The sequence below is a fragment of the Delftia sp. DS1230 genome (assembly GCF_040112715.1).
Classification (GTDB): domain Bacteria; phylum Pseudomonadota; class Gammaproteobacteria; order Burkholderiales; family Burkholderiaceae_C; genus Comamonas; species Comamonas tsuruhatensis.
Window position 1 is genome coordinate 5,077,148 of sequence record NZ_CP157763.1, and the last position, 18,193, is coordinate 5,095,340.

Sequence of the window (18,193 nt, forward strand, 5' to 3'; positions counted from 1 at the left end):
GCAGTACCTGGCGCTCTCAGGCCAGAACCAGCACACCATCCGCAGCGCACACGCCCTGGCCCTGCGGCAGCACGAACACCGGGTTGATCTCCGCCTCGATCACGCGGTCGCCCAGTTGGGCGGCCATCGCAGAGAACGCGACGATGGCATCGGCCAGGGCATCGACATCCGCCTTGGGGCGGCCGCGAAAGCCGTCCAGCAGCGGCCAGGTCTTGAGCTCCCTGGCCATGTCCAGCGCTTCTGAGCGGCTCAGCACACCCAGTTGTGTCCCATCGTCGGGCAGCAGGCGCAGCGTGGTGTCCTGGAACAATTCGGCCGCAACGCCCCCCATGCCCAGCATCACGGCGGTGCCCAGCGCATCCTTGTGCAGGCCCAGGATCAGCTCGGTGCCACCGGCCACCATCTGCTGCACCAGGAACCGGTCCGGGCGCACGCCCGCCCTGGCCTGCACGTCGGCCACCATCGCACCCAACCGGGCACCTATGGTCTGCGTCGTCAGGCCGACGGCGACACCGCCCACATCGCTCTTGTGCGTGATCCGGGACGAAAGGATCTTGAGCACCACCCGGCCGCCCAGTTCTCGCGCGGCGGCTTCGGCCTCTTCGGCGGTATGCACCACGCGCTCGGCCGCGCATGGCACGCCGAAACGGCGGAAAACGGCCTTGGCCTGCGCTTCATCGAGGCAGCCGACGGGCAGGTCCAGTTCCTGCAGGGTGTGCTTGCCGACGACCAGCTCGGAAGGCGCACCCTGGAAGCCGTTGACTCGCAGCATGCCCGCCAGCGCGGCCGTGCAGCTTTCCGCCGCAGCGAAGGCCGGCACGCCGCGTTGCGTGAGCAGCGCGCCGATTTCCGGCGCATGCGGGCTGACGTAGGCCAGCACCGGCTTGTCGGAGTGGGGCAGGCAGTCCTGGATGGCGCCGGCCAGCAGCTCGGGCATGGCCAGGCTGGAGGAGCCGACGATGATGACCAGCGCGTCGTAGCTGGGGCTTGCCAGCAGGGCATTGATGGCGCCGCGCAGCAGGTCGGGACGCAGGCCCGCCAGGGTCACGTCGATGGGGTTGCGGTCCAGCACGGCCTCGCTGCCGGTCTGCAGCGCGCGCAGTGCATCGGCCGTCGCCTCGTCCGGCGCAGGCGTGTCGAATCCGGCCACGCCCAGATCGTCCGACACCAGGGTGCCCGCACCGCCGGTGGAAGTCAGGATGGCGATGCGCCTGCCGCGCAGCCTGCGGCCCGTGGCCAGCGCAGCGGGCACGTCCAGCAGGTCGGCAAAACTTTGCGCACGGATCACGCCGACCTGCCGGAACAGCGCGTCGTACATGCGATCCGCACCGGCCATGGCGCCCGTGTGCGATACGGCGGCCTTGGCGCCGGCCTCGGAGCGGCCGATCTTGAAGGCCACCACGGGCTTGCCGGCACGCGCGGCCTTCAGGCAGGCTGCACGGAACCTGGCGGGATGGCGCACCGTCTCCACATACAGCGCGATCACCTTGGTGGCCGGGTCATCGGCCAGGTGATCGATGAAGTCGGCCAGTTCCAGATCCACTTCGTTGCTGGTGGAGATGAGCTTGGACAGGCCGATGCCACGCGCGGCGGCACGCGACAGCAGCGAGCCCAGGATGCCGCCGCTTTGCGAGACGACGCCGATGCCTCCGACGGGGAACTCGTCCATCTCCAGCGCGCCCGAGGGCGACAGCACGATCCGGTCGGTCAGGTTGACCAGGCCGATGGTGTTGGGCCCCAGCAGGCGCATGCCGCCGGCCGCCTCGATCAGCTGCCGCTGGCGGTGCGCCCCGTCCTCGCCCGTTTCCGTATAGCCGCTGGCCAGCACGATGGCTGCCGCGCAGCCCAGCGCCGACAGTTCCCTGACGGCCTGGTGCGCACGCTCGGCGCCCAGCAGCACCACGGCCACATCGGGCACTTCAGGCAACGAGGCCACATCGGGATAGCAAGGCAAATCGCCGATGCGCTCCACGCGCGGATTGACGGGAAGAATGCGGCCGGCAAACCCGTGCTTTTGCAGGTAGGCCACCGGGCGGCCCGTGGTCTTTTTCAGGTCGGCGGAGGCGCCTATGACGGCGACACTGCGCGGCGACAGCAGCTTGGCAATGGCTTCGCTCATGGCATCACTCCTTGCCGGCCGTCTTGGCCAGGAAGGCCTCCACCGATGCGCGGTGTTCACTGCTGGTGTAGCAGATGCCCTGGGCCTGGCTTCCCTGTGCGAAGACATCGTGCGAAGACAGCTCGAAGCTCTGGTTCAGGATGGTCTTGGTCAAGGCCAGCGCGGTGGAAGAAGCCGAGGACAGCTCGCGCGCCCAGGCCTGGGCGTCTGCCACCAAGGTCTCGGCGCTGGCCTGGCGGTCCACGATGCCCAGCGCCAGGGCTTCCGGCAGCTTGACCTGGCGGCCCGTGAAGATCAGCTCCTTGGCCTTGGCCAGGCCCACGCGGCGCGGCAGGAAGTACATGCCGCCGCCGTCGGGGATGATGCCGCGCAGCACATAGCTCCAGGCGAAGCTGGCCCACTCGCTGGCGATGACGAAATCACAGGCCAGCGCCGTGTCCGCGCCCAGGCCCGACGCTGCGCCGTTGACGGCGGCGATCACGGGCTTGGGCATGGTGTGCAACAGGGCCTGGACGTGGTGCACGCGCTGCTGGCGCTGCCAGCCGTTGAAGCCCACCTCGCCCGCAGGCGCATTCATGCGCCTTTGCATTCCGGCAATGTCCCCGCCGGCGCAAAAGCCCTTGCCCGCGCCTGTCAGCACCAGGGCCTTGATGGCCTTGTCTGCCGCCACGCGCTCCAGGGCATCGATGAACTCGGTGCGCATGTCGTCACTCATGGCGTTGCGCTTGTCAGGGCGGTTCAGGGTCACGGTCGCCACCGCATCGGCGACATTCAGTTGGATCAGTTCGTAGTTCATGGCGTGCTCTCAAGGCGATCGCGGGCAATGCGATCAATCGGGATGGATGTTGTTTTGCCTGACGATCTGGGCCCAGCGCTTTTCCTCGGCCTGCACATAGGTGTCCAGTTCCGCCGCCGGCCCGGCATTGACCACCAGGCCTTCGTGTTCCAGCTTGCGAACAAAGTCCGGCGAACGGGCCGCCTTGCGGGCCGCAGTGTTCAGGCGCTCGATCACGGCAGCGGGCGTGGCGGCCGGCACGTACAGGCCGTACCAGCTCTCGACGCGGTAGCCCGGGACGGTGACGGCGATGGGCGGCGCATCCTTGAAGGCCGCAGACGGCTCGGCCGTGGTCACACCCAGCACGCGCAGCTTGCCGTTGTCGATGAAGGTGGAGACCGCCGCCGCGGTGGCAAACATCATGTCCACCTGCCCGCCCATCAGATCGGTGAGTGCCGGGCCTGCGCCACGGTAGGGCACATGGGTGATCCTGACCTTGGCCAGGTTGGCAAACAGCTCACCCGCCAGATGCGCCGACGTTCCTGCGCCCTGCGAGGCATAGGTCAGCTTGTCGGGACTGGCCTTGGCGGCGGCCATCACGTCCGCCACCGTCTTGTACGGGCTGGCGGCGGGCACCACCAGCACGTTGGGGCCGCGGCCGATCAGGATCACCGGCGCGAAGGCCTTGTTGCTCCCGTACGGCAGCTTGGCCTGCAGCGCCGGATTGACGGCGTGCGCGAAGGAAGCCACGACCACGGAGTAGCCGTCCGGCGCGCTCTTGGCAACGTTGTCGGTGCCGATGATCGTGCCGGCACCGGGCTTGTTGTCCACGATGACGGGCTGGCCCAGGTCCTTGGCCATCTCGGCCCCCAGCGTGCGTGCGATCAGGTCGGTTCCGCCACCGGGCGCGAAGGGCACGACGAGGCGCACGGGCTTTTCGGGGAAGGCTGCAAAGACTGCGTTGCAGGCAGTCGCGAGCACGGCAATGAGCGCAATGGCCCTGGCGCAACGGCGGGCGGCGAAACGAAGCATGGTGTGTCTCCTGGTTCTATGGGCAGAGGTCCGTTCCATGCGCAAGCGTTGCGATGACGCTGGCGACGGATTGGTGAAAGCTTAGGGAAACGCACCGCAGTTGTGATCCCCCATGTTCCAACCAGTGAAACCGCACAGCGAGCGCGCCAGGACTTGCGTTTTCATCTGCCATCCTTTCGGTGGAATACTCCACGCCATCAGGCGCCCGCGCCTGTGCAGCAAGAACCAGGCTTTCAACCGAGGATGAACCGGTCCTCCCACAGGCGGCAGCAACATGACCCACAGGCGATCCCCCATACTCCATGACAAGCCCGGTCAGTCCCCGAGCAACCGCTCCTTGGAAAGAGGCATCGAAATACTCCGTGCGTTCAGGCCCGGGTCGGAACTGCTGGGCAACGGCGACCTGGTGGAACGCACCGGACTGTCCAAGGCCACCGTGAGCCGGCTGACGCAGACCCTGGTGGGCTGCGGCATGCTGCAGGCCGATCACCAAAGCCGCGCCTTTCGCCTGGCTCCCGCTGTCCTGAGCCTGGCGCACGCCATGCGTACCGGATCGACGGTGCTGTCGATGGCGGCCCCCCTGATGCGCACCCTCGCCGAGACACGCAGGATCAACGTGGGCCTGGCCTGTCCCGACAGGGACGAGATGGTCTATCTGGAATCGATCCGCTACAACCGCCGGATTGTGCTCAGGCATGTGGTGTCGGGTCAGCGTGTGCCCATGGAGCTGACGTCGCTGGGCCGTGCCTACCTTGCCGTGGCGCCGCCTGCCAGGCGCAAGGCACTGTTCGACAGCTTCAGGCTCAAGAGAGGCGCCCAATGGCGCGACCTGGAAAAACAGATCCAGGCGGCCATCAGGTCCGTGAAAAGCCAAGGCTTCTGCGCTGCATCGTGGCAGCCGGAAGTGGTTGCACTGGCCACGCCGCTGGTGACACCCGATGCCATCTATGTCCTGAACTGCAGCGTGTCCACGACGGAGCCTGTGCCAGCCATCGTGCAGGAGCTGCACCCGGCGTTGCTGCAGCTGGGCCGCCAGATTCAGAGCCTGCTGGAGAAACGGTGAGGTTTGCCCGCCGTTCCACGCACCTGCGGGCGGCCCGCTTTGCATAGGGAAAAAACATAGCTGATATAGGCTGCATTGCCTTATCGCAATGGCGCCCGCAACCCAGACTGGCGGCATGACAAACACCCATCTGGAGACAACCGGCGTCACTCGCCGGCTCGTGCGCTACCGCCCACAGGCTGCGAAGGACGAGATTCAAATCGAGTATGCGGACCAGGGCGCAGGGCCGGTCGTCTGCATGCTGCCATCGCTGGCCCGTTCCGGCCGGGACTACGACGTCGTTGCCCGCCATCTGCAGGCGCAAGGGCTGCGGGTACTGCGCCCCGAGCCTCGGGGCATAGGCCAAAGCCGTGGCCCCATGCAGGGGCTGACGCTGCATGACTTCGCAGCCGACGTCGCGGCCGTCATCGACCACGAAGCCACCGGCCCTGTCGTGGTCGTGGGTCATGCCTGGGGCAGCCAGCCGGCGCGCATGCTGGCGGCCGACAGGCCGGACCTGGTGCGCGGCGTCGTCATGGCCGCCGCCTCGGCAGGCAAGCTGCCGCCGGGATCGGACGAAATGCCGTATGGCCGCCTGCGGGACGCAATCGACGGCGCGGGCGATGCACGGCTGTCCAGGGAGCAGCGCCTGGACTGCCTGCGCCGCGCCTTCTTTGCCCCGGGACATGACCCCAGCGCCTGGCTGGACGGGTGGAACGCCCAGGCCCATGAAGCGCAAGGCCATGCACGGCGCGTCACGCCCGTCGATGACTACTTCAGCGCAGGAACGACCGTTCCCATACTGGACCTTCGGGCCGAGCATGACGCGGTCGTGATCCCCCATGTGATGAAGTCCTGCCTGGGCGAGCGGGTGACGGAACAGGTGATTGCCGACGCGGGCCACGCCCTGGCGCCCGAGCAGCCCCTTGCCATGGCAGACGCCATTGCGGCATTCACGCGCCGCGTGTACGCCGCCTAGGCCAGCCCTTGCCCGCAAGACACCCGGCCCCTTCGGGGATGCGCCGGACAGAAACAGTGCTCAGGAGACAACGATGACCATCCACACGCCCGCAGCCGCCATCAGGAAAGCCTGGAAGATCGCCATGACCTGTGCTGCCTGGGCCACCTGCACCCTGGTGTGCGCGCAAGACTATCCGGGCAAGCCGATCCGCATGGTGATTCCGTACACGCCGGGTGGCTCGATCGACACCGTGGGCCGCCTGGTGGCCGACCAACTGCAAAGGCAGCTGGGCCAGGCCATCGTGATCGAGAACGTTCCGGGGGCTTCCGGCCTGTTGGGAACCCTGCAGGTCAAGAAGGCCAAGCCTGACGGATACACGCTCATCTTCAATGCCTCCAGCCATGCCTACCTGCCGCTGGTCAGTTCCAAGAAAACCTATGACGCCGAGCGTGACTTCACGCCCGTGGGGCAAATCGGGTACGTGCCGCTGATCGTGGCGGTCACCAACGAGTTGCCCGTCAGGACCGTGGCAGAGTTCGTGCAACTGGCCAGGGCCCATCCAGGCAAGTACACCTGGGCGACTTCCGGCCTGGGTACCACCAGCCACCTGAGCGAAGAGATGCTGAACCGGGCCCTTGGCCTGCAGATGGACATCGTCGCCTACAAGGGCGCCGTTCCCCAATTGACGGACGTGATCGGCGGCCATGTCTCCGCGGCCATCTCGCCCATGCCGGGTGTCATGCCCTTCGTGCAGGCCGGCCGTCTGCGGCCCCTTGCCGTCACCAGCAAGACCCGCGTCCCGTCGCTGCCCGATGTGCCGACGCTGGCGGAGGGCACCATTGCCGGGTTCGAGCTCCTGTCCTGGTACGGAATCTGGGGCCCGGCCGGCCTGCCCGCAGACATCACCCACAGGTTGAACACCGAAATTTCAAAGGCCGTGGAGGCGCCGTCGCTGAAATCCAGGTTCGCCGAACTGTCCTTTGTCCCCGCGAAGTCCAGTCCTGCGCAGTTCCGGAAATTGATCGCTGACGACCTGAACAAGATCGGCAAGGCCGTCAGGGAAGCGGGCATCCGCATCGACTGACCTGCCGCTTCCGATCCGGGAGGCATGCCCTACACGGCGCGGGCGCCCTTGCGAAAGTCAAGCTCGCGCAGCAACTTGGCGGTTTCCGCGATCAGCCGGTTCGCGGGACGCGCCCTGGGCATGGCCAGCACGAGCTGGTTGCGTATGGCCGGCGGGCCGATGGGCGCAGACTGTATGCCAGTGCGGGCACCGGCCAGATTCAACGCACTGTCCGGAAGAATGGAGCAAGCCAGTCCCTCCTCCACCACGGACAGCGCCGTGTGCACGGCCCCCACCTCGGCCACCACGTTCAGCCGGATCTTGCGCGGCAGCAGGACGGCGTCCACGAGGCTGCGTATCGGGTTATGGGTGCCCGGCAGCACCAGCGGAAAGTCCGCCAGGGCCGAAAGGCCGATGCGCGACGGCAACCGGTAGCCCTTGGGAGCCACCAGCAGCATGGACTCGCGCATCAGGGGTTCGTAGGACAGCAGGGGCGTCGGAGCAGGGTCGAACATCAGACCCAGGTCGATGCGGCCCGCAATCATTCCCTCACGCAAGGACAGGCTCAGCCCCTCCACCACCGAAAGCAGTGCATGCGGCAGCCGGCGCCGGAACTCCCGTATCAGCGGCACGGCCAGGCTTGCCGCCACCCGGTGGGGCAGGCCCACGACCACGCTGCCGACGGGCTCGGCATGCATTTCCTTGAGATCGGACAGCGCCTGGCTGGCCGAGTTGAGCATCGTGCGTGCATGCGACAGCAGTGTCTCCCCGGCCGCGGTTGCTGCCACGCCGCGCCCTGTCCTGTCCAGCAGCCGCTGCCCCAGCTCCTCTTCCAGCAGTGCGATCTGGCGGCTCACGCTCGGCTGCGCCAAATTCAGCGCCACGGCCGCGCGGCTGATGCTGCCGTGCTCCACCACGGCGACGAAGTACTCCAGTTGGCGCAGATCCATAGGTATTCAACATAGCTGGTATAGGCGCCATCCAGTTTAACTTTGCCGGCATCGATCGCAAACTGGCCTGCATCGCCGCTTGCCACAGCGGCTCCACCGTGTCACATGAGGAAAGCCAATGAGCAGGTTCAAGTCCAAGATAGCCATCGTTACGGGGGCCGGATGCGTGGCAGCAGGCTGGGGCAACGGCAGGGCCATGGCCGTGCGCCTGGCGGAGGAAGGCGCGAAGGTGCTGGCGGTGGACCGTGACCAGGCGCGGCTTGACGAAACGCTGTCCCTGGCCGGCGAGGCGGCAGCGTCCATCACGACCTGCATCTGCGATGTCACCGACTCGTCCAGCGTCAAGGCCATGGTCCAGGCCTGCCTGCAGGCCTGGGGCGTCCCGGACATCCTGATCAACAACGTGGGCGGCTCCGCAGCCGGCGGCCCCATTCAGCTGAGCGAGCAGGACTGGGACAGCCAGATCGACATCAACCTCAAGAGCGTCTTTCTGACCTGCAAGCATGTGCTCCCGCACATGGTCGAACGCGGCAGCGGCGCCATCGTCAACGTGGCGTCCACCTCGGGCCTGCGCTGGACCGGCAGCGCGCAGGTCGCCTATGCGGCCAGCAAGGCCGGCGTGATCCACCTGTCCCGCGTGGTGGCCGTGCAGCATGCGCCTGACGGCATTCGCGTGAACACGGTGGTGCCGGGCCAGCTGCACACCCCCATGGTGGAAGCGCGGCTGGCCAGGCAGCGCACAGGCGGCGATGTGGAGACGCTGCTGGCCTCGCGGGTCAGGCGCATCCCGCTGGGCTTCATGGGCGATGGCCGCGATACCGCCAGTGCCGCCCTGTACCTGGCCAGCGACGAGGCCCGCTTCGTGACGGGAACCGAGCTTGTCGTGGACGGCGGCATGACCGCCCGCTGCGACTGAAATTGCACTGCGACTGACATGGCGCTGCGACCGACGGGCCGATCGCCGCGGCCAGCCGCCATGGACATCGCATGGGCCCTGGGGCGAAGGCCGTGCTATGTCCCGCGCCAATGGGCATGCCGCACGCCCAGCTGCAGCTGCTGGATTCGCCGGTGGATGGTGGAGCGGCTGACGCCGAGCTGGCGCGCCGCCTCGGAGACATTGCCCTGGCATTGCGCAAGCAGCTGTTCCAGCGCCTGTGCGGCGGGCTCGCCGGCATTGCCAGCCAAGGCGGTGCGCGCTGGTGCGCGGTGCAGCACATCGTGCAGGTGGTCAGGCAGGTGGTCGGGCTCGATGGTGCCGTCGCCATCGTGGCCGCACAGGGCTGCGGCGTAGCGCAGCGCGTTGTGCAGCTCGCGCAGGTTGCCGGGCCAGGCGTGCGCGGCCAGCACGGCGCGGGCTGCGTCGCCCAGGTGCAGGTGGCTGCCCAGGGTGGCCAGCATCTGGTCGGCAATGGTCTGCAGGTCGCTGCGCTGGCGCAGCGCAGGCAGGCGAAGCTCGGCCGCGTTGAGGCGGTACAGCAGGTCTTCCCGGAAGCTGCCACGCCGCACCAGCTCGGCCAGCGGTTGGTGCGAGGCCGAGATGAAGCGCACCGCCACCGCCCGTGGCGCGCGCGCCCCCAAGGGAGTGATTTCGGATTCGGACAGCACCCGCAGCAGCTTGGCCTGCAGGGCCAGGGGCATATCGCCGATCTCGTCAAGGAACAGCGTGCCCTCGTGTGCCGCAGCAATCAGCCCTTCGCGGCCCTTGCTGGCGCCGCCGGTCCAGGTGCCGGGCAGGTAGCCGAACAGCTCGCTCTCCAACAGTGCCTCGGGAATGGCTGCGCAGTTGATGGCAATGAAGGCGCCGCTGCGGCCGCTGGATGCATGCAGCCCGCGGGCCAGGTATTCCTTGCCCGCGCCGGTCTCTCCCTGCACCAGCACGGGCAGCTCTTGCGGTGCGAGCCGCGCGGCCTTGCGCAGCAGCGTCTGCAGTGCGGCATCACCCGTGTCCAGCGCCTGCAGCGCAGCAGGCAGCGGGGGCTGCGCCGGCCTTGCCTGCGCTTGCAGGCGGCGTGTCCGGCGCTGCGGCTCCATGGCATGGGCGAAGAGGATGCTGCCGTCGCGGGCGCGGATGATGCGCTCCTGCGCCGGGCGATTGCGGCGCAGCTCGGACAGGTGGCGCAGGTCCACGTCGAAGAAGCGCTCCAGCGGCTGGCCGATGAGGCTCTTGCGCTGGCGCCAGTCCAGTTGCGCGGCCGCTGCCAACAGCCGCGCGCCCGCGTGGGTCATGGCGCGGATGCGGCCACGTGCATCGACGCTGATGGAGGCGTCGGGATCGACGTCGAGGAAATCGGGCGACTGGGCCAGGCGCACCACCCAGTCCTGGCCGGACTGCGCCATCAGGTTGGCCTGCTCCACGCGCCGCGCCGCGGCCATGACGAGGTTGAGCGCCAGGTTCTGGCTGGCCCGCTCGGCAGGTGAGCGCAGCAGCGACAGGTCCAGCACCGCCGCGAGTTCGCCGCGCATGTCGTAGATGGGCGCGGCCGTGCAGGACAGGCCGGTGTGGGTGAAGTCGAAATGGTCGCTCTGGTGCACCGTCAGCGCCTCGCCCGTCTCAAGGCAGGCACCCACGGCCGAGGTGCCCGAGTGGTCCTCGCGCCATTGCGCGCCCAGATACAGGCCCGCGCGGCGCAGGTCGCCCTTGTCGGCCTCATGCCCCAGAAAGTCCACGGCCACGCCATGCCGGTCCGCCAGCAGCAGCACGTAGTCCAGTCCCTTGAGCTGCTGGTACAGCCGCTCCAGCGCATGGCGGGCGATGTGGATCAGCGGCTCGGACTCCTCGCGGTGCGCGCGCAGCTGGCCTTCGGTGACGATGTGGGCTTCGTTGGTATGCGCCGGGTCGAGCCGGTGGGAGTCGATGCAGCGGCGCCAGCTGCGCAGCACGGCGCGGTCGCGCTCCTGCCCGCGGTGGGAGTAGCCCAGGCCGAAGGCTTCGATTTCCTGGATGTGCGAGGCGTAGGACTGCAGGGGCATGGCGTGGAGTCGATGCGGGCTTTGAACGTGCCGCAGACGATTCTGTGCCCTGTGCGGCGCAGCGCCAATCAAGACTTACCCACTGCCCCTGCTGCGCTGCAGCACGCCTGGTGCGACAGGTGTCGCAGGGCTGCCCCACCTGTCGCGGGCGGCAACGCCGGGCAGCGGGGTGCAAGGCGCAGGGTTTGTACCGGAGGCGCGCAGGCAACCCCTTGATTTGCCTGGCGCATCCTGCCGCCGGGCCTGTCTGGCATGGTGATTGCGTAAGAGGGCCTGCCCGAAGAAAAACCAGCGGGCATGACCGCATCAAGGAGACAACCATGACCGATACGACGCCCAACGCCCGCGCCAAGGCGCTGCTAGACCAACTCAACCATGCCCTGGGAGACCGCGACTTCGCGGCCGCCAGCCGCCTGTTCGCCGATGAATGCTACTGGCGCGACCTGGTGCTGCTGACCTGGAACATCAAGACCATGGAAGGGCGCAGCCAGATCGCCGACATGCTGGCTGCGCAGCTGGACGCCGCGGCGCCCGTGCGCTTTTCGCTGGACGAGCGCGAGGCGGTGGAGGAGGCCGATGGCGTGGTGTCCGCCTGGATCGTGATCGATACGCGCCATGCGCGCGGGGGCGGCCATGTCCGCATCAGGGACGGGCTCATCTGGACGCTGCTGACGGCCGCCCAGGAGCTCAAGGGCCATGAGGAACCCATGGGCACGCGCCGCCCCATGGGGGCCGAGCACGGCATCCGGCGTGGCCGCCAGACCTGGCTGGAGCGCCGCCAGCAGGAGGCCCAGGAACTGGGCCGTGACAAGCAGCCTTTCGTGCTCGTCATCGGCGGCGGCCAGGGCGGCATTGCGCTGGGCGCGCGGCTGCGCCAGCTGGGGGTATCGCACATCGTCATCGACCGCCAGGCGCGCCCTGGCGACCAGTGGCGCAACCGCTATAAATCGCTGTGCCTGCACGACCCGGTCTGGTACGACCACCTGCCGTACATGCCGTTCCCGGACAACTGGCCCGTGTTCGCGCCCAAGGACAAGATCGGCGACTGGCTGGAGATGTACACCAAGGTGATGGAGGTCAACTACTGGCCCTCCACCGATTGCCTGAACGCCCGCTTCGATGAGGACAGGCAGGAATGGGAAGTGACCGTGGAGCGCAACGGCGAGACGCAGGTGCTGCGCCCCAGGCATGTGGTGTTCGCCACCGGCATGTCGGGCAAGGCGAATGTGCCCAAGATCAAGGGCCAGGACGTCTTCAAGGGCGAGCAGCAGCACTCGTCCCAGCACCATGGCCCGGATGCCTATGCGGGCAAGAAGGTGGTGGTGATCGGCGCCAACAATTCAGCGCACGACATCTGCGCGGCCCTGTGGGAGCACGGCGCCGATGTGACCATGGTGCAGCGCTCGTCCACGCACATCGTGCGCTCCGATTCGCTGATGGACATCGGCCTGGGCGACCTGTATTCGGAGCGCGCCGTGGCCAGCGGCGTGACGACCAGGAAGGCGGACCTGATCTTCGCCTCGCTGCCCTACCGCATCATGGCCGACTTCCAGGTGCCGGTGTACAACCGCATCCGCGAGCGCGACGCGGACTTCTACCGCAAGCTAGAGGCGACCGGCTTCATGCTGGACTTCGGTGATGACGACTCCGGCCTTTTCATGAAGTACCTGCGCCGCGCCTCGGGCTACTACATCGACGTGGGGGCCTGCGATCTGGTGATCGACGGCAGCATCAAGCTGCAGGCGGGCAAGCAGATCAGCCACCTGTCGGAAAACGCGGTGGTGCTGGCCGATGGCACCGAGCTGCCGGCCGACCTGGTGGTCTACGCGACCGGCTATGGCTCCATGAACGGCTGGGTGGCCGACCTGATCAGCCAGGAGGTGGCGGACAAGGTGGGCAAGGTCTGGGGCCTGGGCTCGGACACCACCAAGGACCCGGGACCGTGGGAGGGCGAGCAGCGCAACATGTGGAAGCCCACGCAGCAAGAGGCGCTGTGGTTCCACGGCGGCAACCTGCACCAGTCGCGCCACTATTCGCTGTACCTGGCGCTGCAGCTCAAGGCGCGGCAGGAAGGCCTGCCAGTGCGTGTCTATGACCTGCAGCAAGTTCATCACCTGCGGTAAGGCCGAATAATCGCCATGGGGCGGCTGTGCCGCCCGCCAACCCAGCCTTGCAAAACAGAAAGTTCAATCATGAAAGCAGCACGTTTCTACGACCGGGGCGACATCCGCATCGAAGACATCCCCGAACCCGTGGTGGAGCCCGGCACCGTGGGCATCGAGGTGGCCTGGTGCGGCATCTGCGGCACGGATTTGCATGAGTTCATGGAAGGGCCGATCTTCATTCCGCCCTGCGGCCATCCGCACCCCATCTCGGGCGAGTCCGCACCCATCACCATGGGGCACGAGTTCTCCGGCGTGGTGTACGCCGTGGGCGCGGGCGTCGACGATATCAAGGTCGGTCAGCACGTCGTGGTGGAGCCCTACATCGTGGCCGACGACGTGCCCACGGGGCCGGGCGACCACTACCACCTGTCCAAGGACATGAATTTCATCGGCCTGGGCGGGCGCGGCGGCGGGCTGTCCGAGCGGATTGCGGTCAAGCGCCGCTGGGTGCACCCGATCTCCAATGCCATTCCACTGGATCAGGCCGCGCTGATCGAGCCGCTGTCCGTGGGCCACCATGCCTATACCCGCAGCGGAGCGAAGGCGGGTGATGTGGCGCTGGTCGGCGGCGCAGGCCCCATCGGCCTGCTGCTGTCCGCCATCCTGAAGGCCAAGGGCCTGACGGTGGTCATCACCGAACTGAGCGCCAAGCGCAAGCAGAAGGCGCGTGAATCGGGCGTGGCCGATCACATCCTGGACCCCTCCGAAGTGGACGTGGTGGCCGAGGTGATGAAGCTCACCGGTGGCAAGGGCGTGGATGTGTCGTTCGAGTGCTCCAGCGTGAACAAGGTGCTGGACACGCTGGTGGCCGCGACGAAGGCCACGGGCGTGGTGGTGATCGTATCCATCTGGAGCCATCCGGCCACCATCAACGTGCACAGCGTGGTCATGAAGGAGCTGGACGTGCGCGGCACCATCGCCTACTGCAACGACCACCAGGAAACCATCAAGCTGGTCGAGGAGGGCAAGATCAACCTCGAGCCCTTCATCACCCAGCGCATCCAGCTCGATGACCTGGTGGCCCAGGGCTTTGACACGCTGATCCACAACAACGAGTCGGCGGTGAAGATCATCGTGCAGCCACGGTTCAAATAGCCGCTGGGCACCGCGACTGCACGAACCTGCATCTTTCGTGCCGGTCGCCGGCGGAGCCGGGCGCAAAGGGGTCAAAACCCGGCGGGGGCCGACACATGCCTCCCGCCGGCAAGCAGGGTTTCCAAAAATCGCTCAGACTAGCCAGAAGCGACTTTTGCAGTGCCGAAGATTTCTGCAACCGACTGAAAAACCCGCGGAACTTCGGCTTTAGCACTCAATCCTAACGAGTGCTAATATGAAGGAATGGAAGAAAGGAACTCTGCAATGACAAACGCCTCCGGCTCCATTGCGACCACCTTGGCGCCCGCTAACCCCTGGGCCCTGGTGCCGCCTCTGGGCAATCTGGATGCCTACATTTCCGCGGTCAACCGCCTGCCCATGCTCACCCTCGAGGAAGAGCAGGACTACGCCCGCAAGCTCAAGGAACACAGTGACCTGGACGCCGCAGGGCGTCTGGTGATGTCCCACCTGCGCCTGGTGGTGTCCATCTCGCGCCAGTACCTGGGCTACGGCCTGCCCCACGGCGACCTGATCCAGGAAGGCAATGTCGGCCTGATGAAGGCCGTCAAGCGCTTCGATCCCGATCAGAACGTGCGCCTGGTGAGCTACGCCATGCACTGGATCAAGGCCGAGATCCACGAGTACATCCTCAAGAACTGGCGCATGGTCAAGGTCGCCACGACCAAGGCCCAGCGCAAGCTGTTCTTCAACCTGCGCTCCATGAAGCAGGGCCTGAAGTCCGACGCCGCCATGGCCGAGGACGGCGCCATGCTGCGCGACACGCTGACCTCCGGCGAGATCGACGCCATGGCCGAGAAGCTCAACGTCAAGCGCGAAGAAGTCATGGAGATGGAAACGCGCCTGGCCGGTGGCGACGTGCTGCTGGACCCCTCGCCCAGCGATGATGGCGAGCAGGCCTTCGGTCCCATCGCCTATCTGGCCGACGGCGCACATGAGCCCACGGCCATGATCGAGTCGCGCCAGCGTGACCATCTGGCCACCGACGGCATTGCCATGGCGCTGGATTCGCTGGACGACCGCAGCCGCCGCATCGTCGAGGAGCGCTGGCTCAAGGTCAACGATGACGGCTCGGGCGGCATGACGCTGCATGAGCTGGCCGCCGTGTATGGCGTGAGCGCCGAGCGCATTCGCCAGATCGAGGTGGCTGCCATGAAGAAGATGAAGAAGGCCCTGGCCGAGTTCGCCTGATGGCCTGACGGCCTGGGCTGACAGGCTGCTTCAAGACAAACCCGGATAATCTCCGGGTTTTTTATTGCCCGCAGCCTTTGCGGCCCCCACGCACCCATGCCCGCCAGCGCCATCTCGCCACTACGCCGCCTCTTCGCCAATGCCTTGGCCACCGCCCTGGCTTCGGCCCTGCTGCCTTGCGCCGCCGTGGCGGGCGACCAGTGGCCCAGCAGGCCCCTGCATCTGATCGTGGGCTTTCCCGCGGGCTCCTCGCCCGACCTCACGGCGCGCGCCCTGGCCGAGCCGCTGGAAAAGCGCCTGGGCCAGCCCGTCATCGTCGAGAACAAGGTGGGCGCAGGCGGCAACATTGCAGGCGAGCAGGTGGCCCGTGCGCGCGATGGCCATACCTTCAGCGTGATGATCAACGGCAACCTGACGATTGCCCGCCTGCTCAACCCCGCCGTGCGCTACGACCCCGTCAAGGACCTGCAGCCCGTCAGCCTGATCGGCGTGGCGCCCCTGGTGCTGGTGGCGCCGGCCGGCGCGCCCGAGGGTCGGGCCTTCCTGGAGGCCGCTGCCCAGGCCGGCAGCCGCTGGAGCTACGGCTCGCCCGGCGTGGGCACCGTGGGCCACCTGGGCATGGAGCTGCTCAAGAGCCGCTCCGCGCTCAGGCCCGAGCACATTCCCTATCCCGGCTACCCGCAGGTGTTCAACGCCATCCAGGGCGGCGACCTGCAGCTGTCCATGCTGCCGCCCGCGCTGGCCATGGCCCAGGTCCAGGCCGGCAAGCTGCGCGGCGTGGCCGTGACCTCGGCCGCGCGCAGCCCGCTGGCGCCGGGCCTGCCCAGCCTCAAGGAGCTGGGCGTGGGCGATTTCGACCTGGAGATCTGGAACGCCGTGGCCGCGCCCAAGGCCATGCCCGCCGCCCATGTGCACAAGCTGGCCGAGGCCGTGAGCGAGATCGTGCGCTCGCCCGAGATGCGCGCGCGCCTGGCCGCCCAGGGCTGGCAGGCCGTGGGCAGCTCGCCCGAAGGCCTGGCCCTGCGCATGCGCCAGGACGTGGCGACGCTGGGCCGCATCATCCGCGAACAGGGCATACGCGCACAATGATGCGCCCAGTGACGTGCCCTCTTTGACACCCCCATGACCGCAGCCCAAGCCTTCACCGAACTCAATGCCTGGCAGGTCATGGCCTGGGGCCTGGCCTTCTTTGGCGTGCTCTACCTGGCCGGCGGCTGGGGCATGTCGGCGCTCACGCGCTGGCTGCAGCGGCGCGGCGTGGGCCGCGTGCTGGACACGCGCCCGCTCAAGCCCGACCAGTTGCAGCGCGAATGGCGCCAGTCGCTGCATTCGGTGCTGATCTTCGGCATCGGCATGATCGTGCCCTGGGGCCTTCTGCAATTGGGGTGGGCGCGGCTGGAGCCCGATGCAGGCCCCTGGCGCATTGCCATCGAAGTCGTGGTGCTGCTGATCTGGAACGATGTGCATTTCTGGATCAACCACCGCCTGCTGCACACGCGGCTGCTGGGGCGCTTTCATGGCGACCACCACCGCTCCATCGTCACCACGCCGTGGTCCACCTACAGCTTCCATCCCATCGAGGCGCTGATGCTGGGCAACGTCATCCTGCTGCCCATGGTGGTGCACGACTTCAGTTTCTGGTCGCTGGCCTCGGTGCCGGTGCTCAGCCTGCTGCTGAACGTCATAGGCCACTCCAACTATGACTTCTTTCCCGGGGTGTCCGACACGCATGCGCTGGCCGCCAGCCGGCGCCACCATCTGCACCATGCCCGGCCCAACGGCAACTATGGCTTTGCGCTGGCCTTCATGGACCGGCTGATGCGCACGCGCGTGGCCCTGCCCGCCACGGCCCGGCCCAGGACGGAATGAGCCGACCGCCTGCTCGCCACGTCCAGCCCCGGCTGCCCCGGCTGCGCCACTGGCGCGACCTGCAGTCGCTGGCCTATCTGGTGGCGCTGCCGCTGATCGTGTGGTGGCAGTGGCAGCACGGCTGGAACCTGTGGCTCTACGGGATCGAGCTGTTCCTCACGCTGGGCGTGGGCGTCATCCACCACAACCACACGCATTTGCGCATGTGGCGCGGGCGCTGGGCCAACCGCTTCACCGACTACTGGCTGACCCTGCTGCAAGGCCACCCGACCTTCGTGTTCTGGCCCGCCCATGTGGCCAACCACCACCGCTTCCGCCACGGCCCGCGCGACATGGCACGCACCTACCGCTTCGGCGGCGACCACAACCATCTGCTGGGCTACCTGCTCCACCCGCTGCAGGCCGGCTGGGTGCTGTACCCGCTGTTCCTGCGCTGGCTGGGCCAGCTGCGGCGGCATTGGCCCGGCGCCTTTCGCTACTGCATGGGCCAGTACCTGCTGTGGCTGGGCAGCTGGGCACTGCTGCTGTCGCTGGATTGGCAAAAGGCCTTGCTGCTGGTGATCGTTCCCCAGCTGCATGGCCTGCACTGGCTGCTGGCCACCAACTACCTGCAGCACGCCCATGCCGATGGCCGGCCACTGACGCGCGGCCAGCGGCTGGACAGCGCCACGCCACTGAACTACGCGCGCAATTTCGAGGGCTGGGTCAATCCGCTGCTGTTCAACATCGGCCTGCACACGGCCCACCACGAGCGGCCCCAGGCCCACTGGTCCGAGCTCACGCGCCTGCACAGCGAGCACTACCGCCAGCGCGTGGCCCCTGCGCTCAACGAAGGCGGACTGCTACCCTACATGGCCCGCGTCTTCGTGCTGGGCACGATCTGGCCGCCGGCCCGCACGCGTGCGCACATGCCTCCCGGAACATACGACTGATACGTCCCAGA

General features: G+C 67.5%; 15 protein-coding genes. 10 read left to right on the top strand and 5 right to left on the bottom strand.

Annotated elements, in window-relative coordinates; genetic code table 11:
* Positions 1-16: 16 nt before the first annotated feature.
* From AAN986_RS22930 to AAN986_RS22940, 3 genes are read right to left on the bottom strand one after another with little or no spacing between them, the layout of a single operon-like run.
* Positions 17-2,119, bottom strand: a complete 2,103-nt coding sequence (locus AAN986_RS22930; protein ID WP_047217983.1) for an acetate--CoA ligase family protein — start codon at positions 2,117-2,119, stop codon at positions 17-19.
* Positions 2,120-2,123: 4 nt separating this feature from the next.
* The gene (locus tag AAN986_RS22935) at positions 2,124-2,915 is read right to left on the bottom strand and encodes an enoyl-CoA hydratase/isomerase family protein (RefSeq protein WP_043824655.1); all 792 of its coding nucleotides are present in this window, start codon (positions 2,913-2,915) and stop codon (positions 2,124-2,126) included.
* Between the two features lie 33 nt (positions 2,916-2,948).
* Positions 2,949-3,926 carry a tripartite tricarboxylate transporter substrate binding protein gene (locus AAN986_RS22940; RefSeq protein WP_016453777.1) on the bottom strand — a complete coding sequence of 326 codons (978 nt, stop codon included), beginning with the start codon at positions 3,924-3,926 and terminating at the stop codon, positions 2,949-2,951.
* Between the two features lie 274 nt (positions 3,927-4,200).
* Here AAN986_RS22940 and AAN986_RS22945 point away from each other — a divergent pair, with 274 nt between their 5' ends.
* From AAN986_RS22945 to AAN986_RS22955, 3 genes are all read left to right on the top strand, one after another.
* Positions 4,201-4,989, top strand: a complete 789-nt coding sequence (locus tag AAN986_RS22945; RefSeq protein WP_016453776.1) for an IclR family transcriptional regulator — start codon at positions 4,201-4,203, stop codon at positions 4,987-4,989.
* Positions 4,990-5,104: 115 nt separating this feature from the next.
* Positions 5,105-5,947 carry an alpha/beta fold hydrolase gene (locus tag AAN986_RS22950; RefSeq protein WP_189354077.1) on the top strand — a complete coding sequence of 281 codons (843 nt, stop codon included), beginning with the start codon at positions 5,105-5,107 and terminating at the stop codon, positions 5,945-5,947.
* Positions 5,948-6,020: 73 nt separating this feature from the next.
* Positions 6,021-7,013, top strand: a complete 993-nt coding sequence (locus AAN986_RS22955; RefSeq protein ID WP_047217984.1) for a tripartite tricarboxylate transporter substrate binding protein — start codon at positions 6,021-6,023, stop codon at positions 7,011-7,013.
* A 29-nt stretch (positions 7,014-7,042) separates the two neighbouring features.
* On the opposite strand, the gene AAN986_RS22960 is transcribed toward AAN986_RS22955, so the two are convergent.
* Positions 7,043-7,942, bottom strand: coding sequence for a LysR substrate-binding domain-containing protein (locus AAN986_RS22960; RefSeq protein ID WP_016450162.1), 900 nt, complete (start codon positions 7,940-7,942; stop codon positions 7,043-7,045).
* 118 nt (positions 7,943-8,060) lie between these two features.
* On the opposite strand from AAN986_RS22960, the gene AAN986_RS22965 reads away from it, so the two are divergent.
* The gene (locus AAN986_RS22965; RefSeq protein ID WP_016453773.1) at positions 8,061-8,858 is read left to right on the top strand and encodes an SDR family NAD(P)-dependent oxidoreductase; all 798 of its coding nucleotides are present in this window, start codon (positions 8,061-8,063) and stop codon (positions 8,856-8,858) included.
* A 95-nt stretch (positions 8,859-8,953) separates the two neighbouring features.
* On the opposite strand, the gene AAN986_RS22970 is transcribed toward AAN986_RS22965, so the two are convergent.
* Positions 8,954-10,912, bottom strand: coding sequence for a sigma-54-dependent Fis family transcriptional regulator (locus AAN986_RS22970; protein ID WP_047217985.1), 1,959 nt, complete (start codon positions 10,910-10,912; stop codon positions 8,954-8,956).
* Positions 10,913-11,232: 320 nt separating this feature from the next.
* Here AAN986_RS22970 and AAN986_RS22975 point away from each other — a divergent pair, with 320 nt between their 5' ends.
* The 6 genes from AAN986_RS22975 to AAN986_RS23000 all read left to right on the top strand — a co-directional run bounded on the left by AAN986_RS22975 (position 11,233) and on the right by AAN986_RS23000 (position 18,182).
* Positions 11,233-13,035, top strand: coding sequence for an NAD(P)/FAD-dependent oxidoreductase (locus AAN986_RS22975; protein ID WP_047217986.1), 1,803 nt, complete (start codon positions 11,233-11,235; stop codon positions 13,033-13,035).
* A 69-nt stretch (positions 13,036-13,104) separates the two neighbouring features.
* Positions 13,105-14,172: a 2,3-butanediol dehydrogenase gene (locus tag AAN986_RS22980; protein ID WP_047217987.1), complete on the top strand. Its 1,068-nt coding sequence runs from the start codon at positions 13,105-13,107 to the stop codon at positions 14,170-14,172.
* 264 nt (positions 14,173-14,436) lie between these two features.
* Entirely contained in the window at positions 14,437-15,381 is a 945-nt protein-coding gene (gene rpoH, locus AAN986_RS22985) for an RNA polymerase sigma factor RpoH (protein WP_016450157.1), read from the top strand.
* 96 nt (positions 15,382-15,477) lie between these two features.
* Complete coding sequence (locus AAN986_RS22990) at positions 15,478-16,470, top strand: tripartite tricarboxylate transporter substrate binding protein (RefSeq protein WP_047219394.1); 993 nt, start codon at positions 15,478-15,480, stop codon at positions 16,468-16,470.
* Positions 16,471-16,503: 33 nt separating this feature from the next.
* Positions 16,504-17,250, top strand: a complete 747-nt coding sequence (locus AAN986_RS22995) for a sterol desaturase family protein (RefSeq protein ID WP_016453752.1) — start codon at positions 16,504-16,506, stop codon at positions 17,248-17,250.
* Positions 17,247-18,182, top strand: a complete 936-nt coding sequence (locus AAN986_RS23000) for a fatty acid desaturase (RefSeq protein WP_047219393.1) — start codon at positions 17,247-17,249, stop codon at positions 18,180-18,182. Before AAN986_RS22995 ends, AAN986_RS23000 begins: the two co-directional genes overlap by 4 nt.
* Positions 18,183-18,193: the final 11 nt, after the last annotated feature.

What these genes read in the sequence shown, in the direction of transcription:
- AAN986_RS22965 (WP_016453773.1), top strand. Translation starts at nt 8,061, where the DNA reads ATGAGCAGGTTCAAGTCCAAGATAGCCATCGTTACGGGGGCCGGATGC.
- AAN986_RS22980 (WP_047217987.1), top strand. Translation starts at nt 13,105, where the DNA reads ATGAAAGCAGCACGTTTCTACGACCGGGGCGACATCCGCATCGAAGAC.
- AAN986_RS22970 (WP_047217985.1), bottom strand. Translation starts at nt 10,912, where the DNA reads ATGCCCCTGCAGTCCTACGCCTCGCACATCCAGGAAATCGAAGCCTTC.
- AAN986_RS22975 (WP_047217986.1), top strand. Translation starts at nt 11,233, where the DNA reads ATGACCGATACGACGCCCAACGCCCGCGCCAAGGCGCTGCTAGACCAA.
- AAN986_RS22930 (WP_047217983.1), bottom strand. Translation starts at nt 2,119, where the DNA reads ATGAGCGAAGCCATTGCCAAGCTGCTGTCGCCGCGCAGTGTCGCCGTC.
- AAN986_RS22955 (WP_047217984.1), top strand. Translation starts at nt 6,021, where the DNA reads ATGACCATCCACACGCCCGCAGCCGCCATCAGGAAAGCCTGGAAGATC.
- AAN986_RS22990 (WP_047219394.1), top strand. Translation starts at nt 15,478, where the DNA reads ATGCCCGCCAGCGCCATCTCGCCACTACGCCGCCTCTTCGCCAATGCC.
- AAN986_RS22940 (WP_016453777.1), bottom strand. Translation starts at nt 3,926, where the DNA reads ATGCTTCGTTTCGCCGCCCGCCGTTGCGCCAGGGCCATTGCGCTCATT.
- AAN986_RS22945 (WP_016453776.1), top strand. Translation starts at nt 4,201, where the DNA reads ATGACCCACAGGCGATCCCCCATACTCCATGACAAGCCCGGTCAGTCC.
- AAN986_RS22960 (WP_016450162.1), bottom strand. Translation starts at nt 7,942, where the DNA reads ATGGATCTGCGCCAACTGGAGTACTTCGTCGCCGTGGTGGAGCACGGC.
- AAN986_RS22935 (WP_043824655.1), bottom strand. Translation starts at nt 2,915, where the DNA reads ATGAACTACGAACTGATCCAACTGAATGTCGCCGATGCGGTGGCGACC.
- AAN986_RS23000 (WP_047219393.1), top strand. Translation starts at nt 17,247, where the DNA reads ATGAGCCGACCGCCTGCTCGCCACGTCCAGCCCCGGCTGCCCCGGCTG.
- rpoH (WP_016450157.1), top strand. Translation starts at nt 14,437, where the DNA reads ATGACAAACGCCTCCGGCTCCATTGCGACCACCTTGGCGCCCGCTAAC.
- AAN986_RS22995 (WP_016453752.1), top strand. Translation starts at nt 16,504, where the DNA reads ATGACCGCAGCCCAAGCCTTCACCGAACTCAATGCCTGGCAGGTCATG.
- AAN986_RS22950 (WP_189354077.1), top strand. Translation starts at nt 5,105, where the DNA reads ATGACAAACACCCATCTGGAGACAACCGGCGTCACTCGCCGGCTCGTG.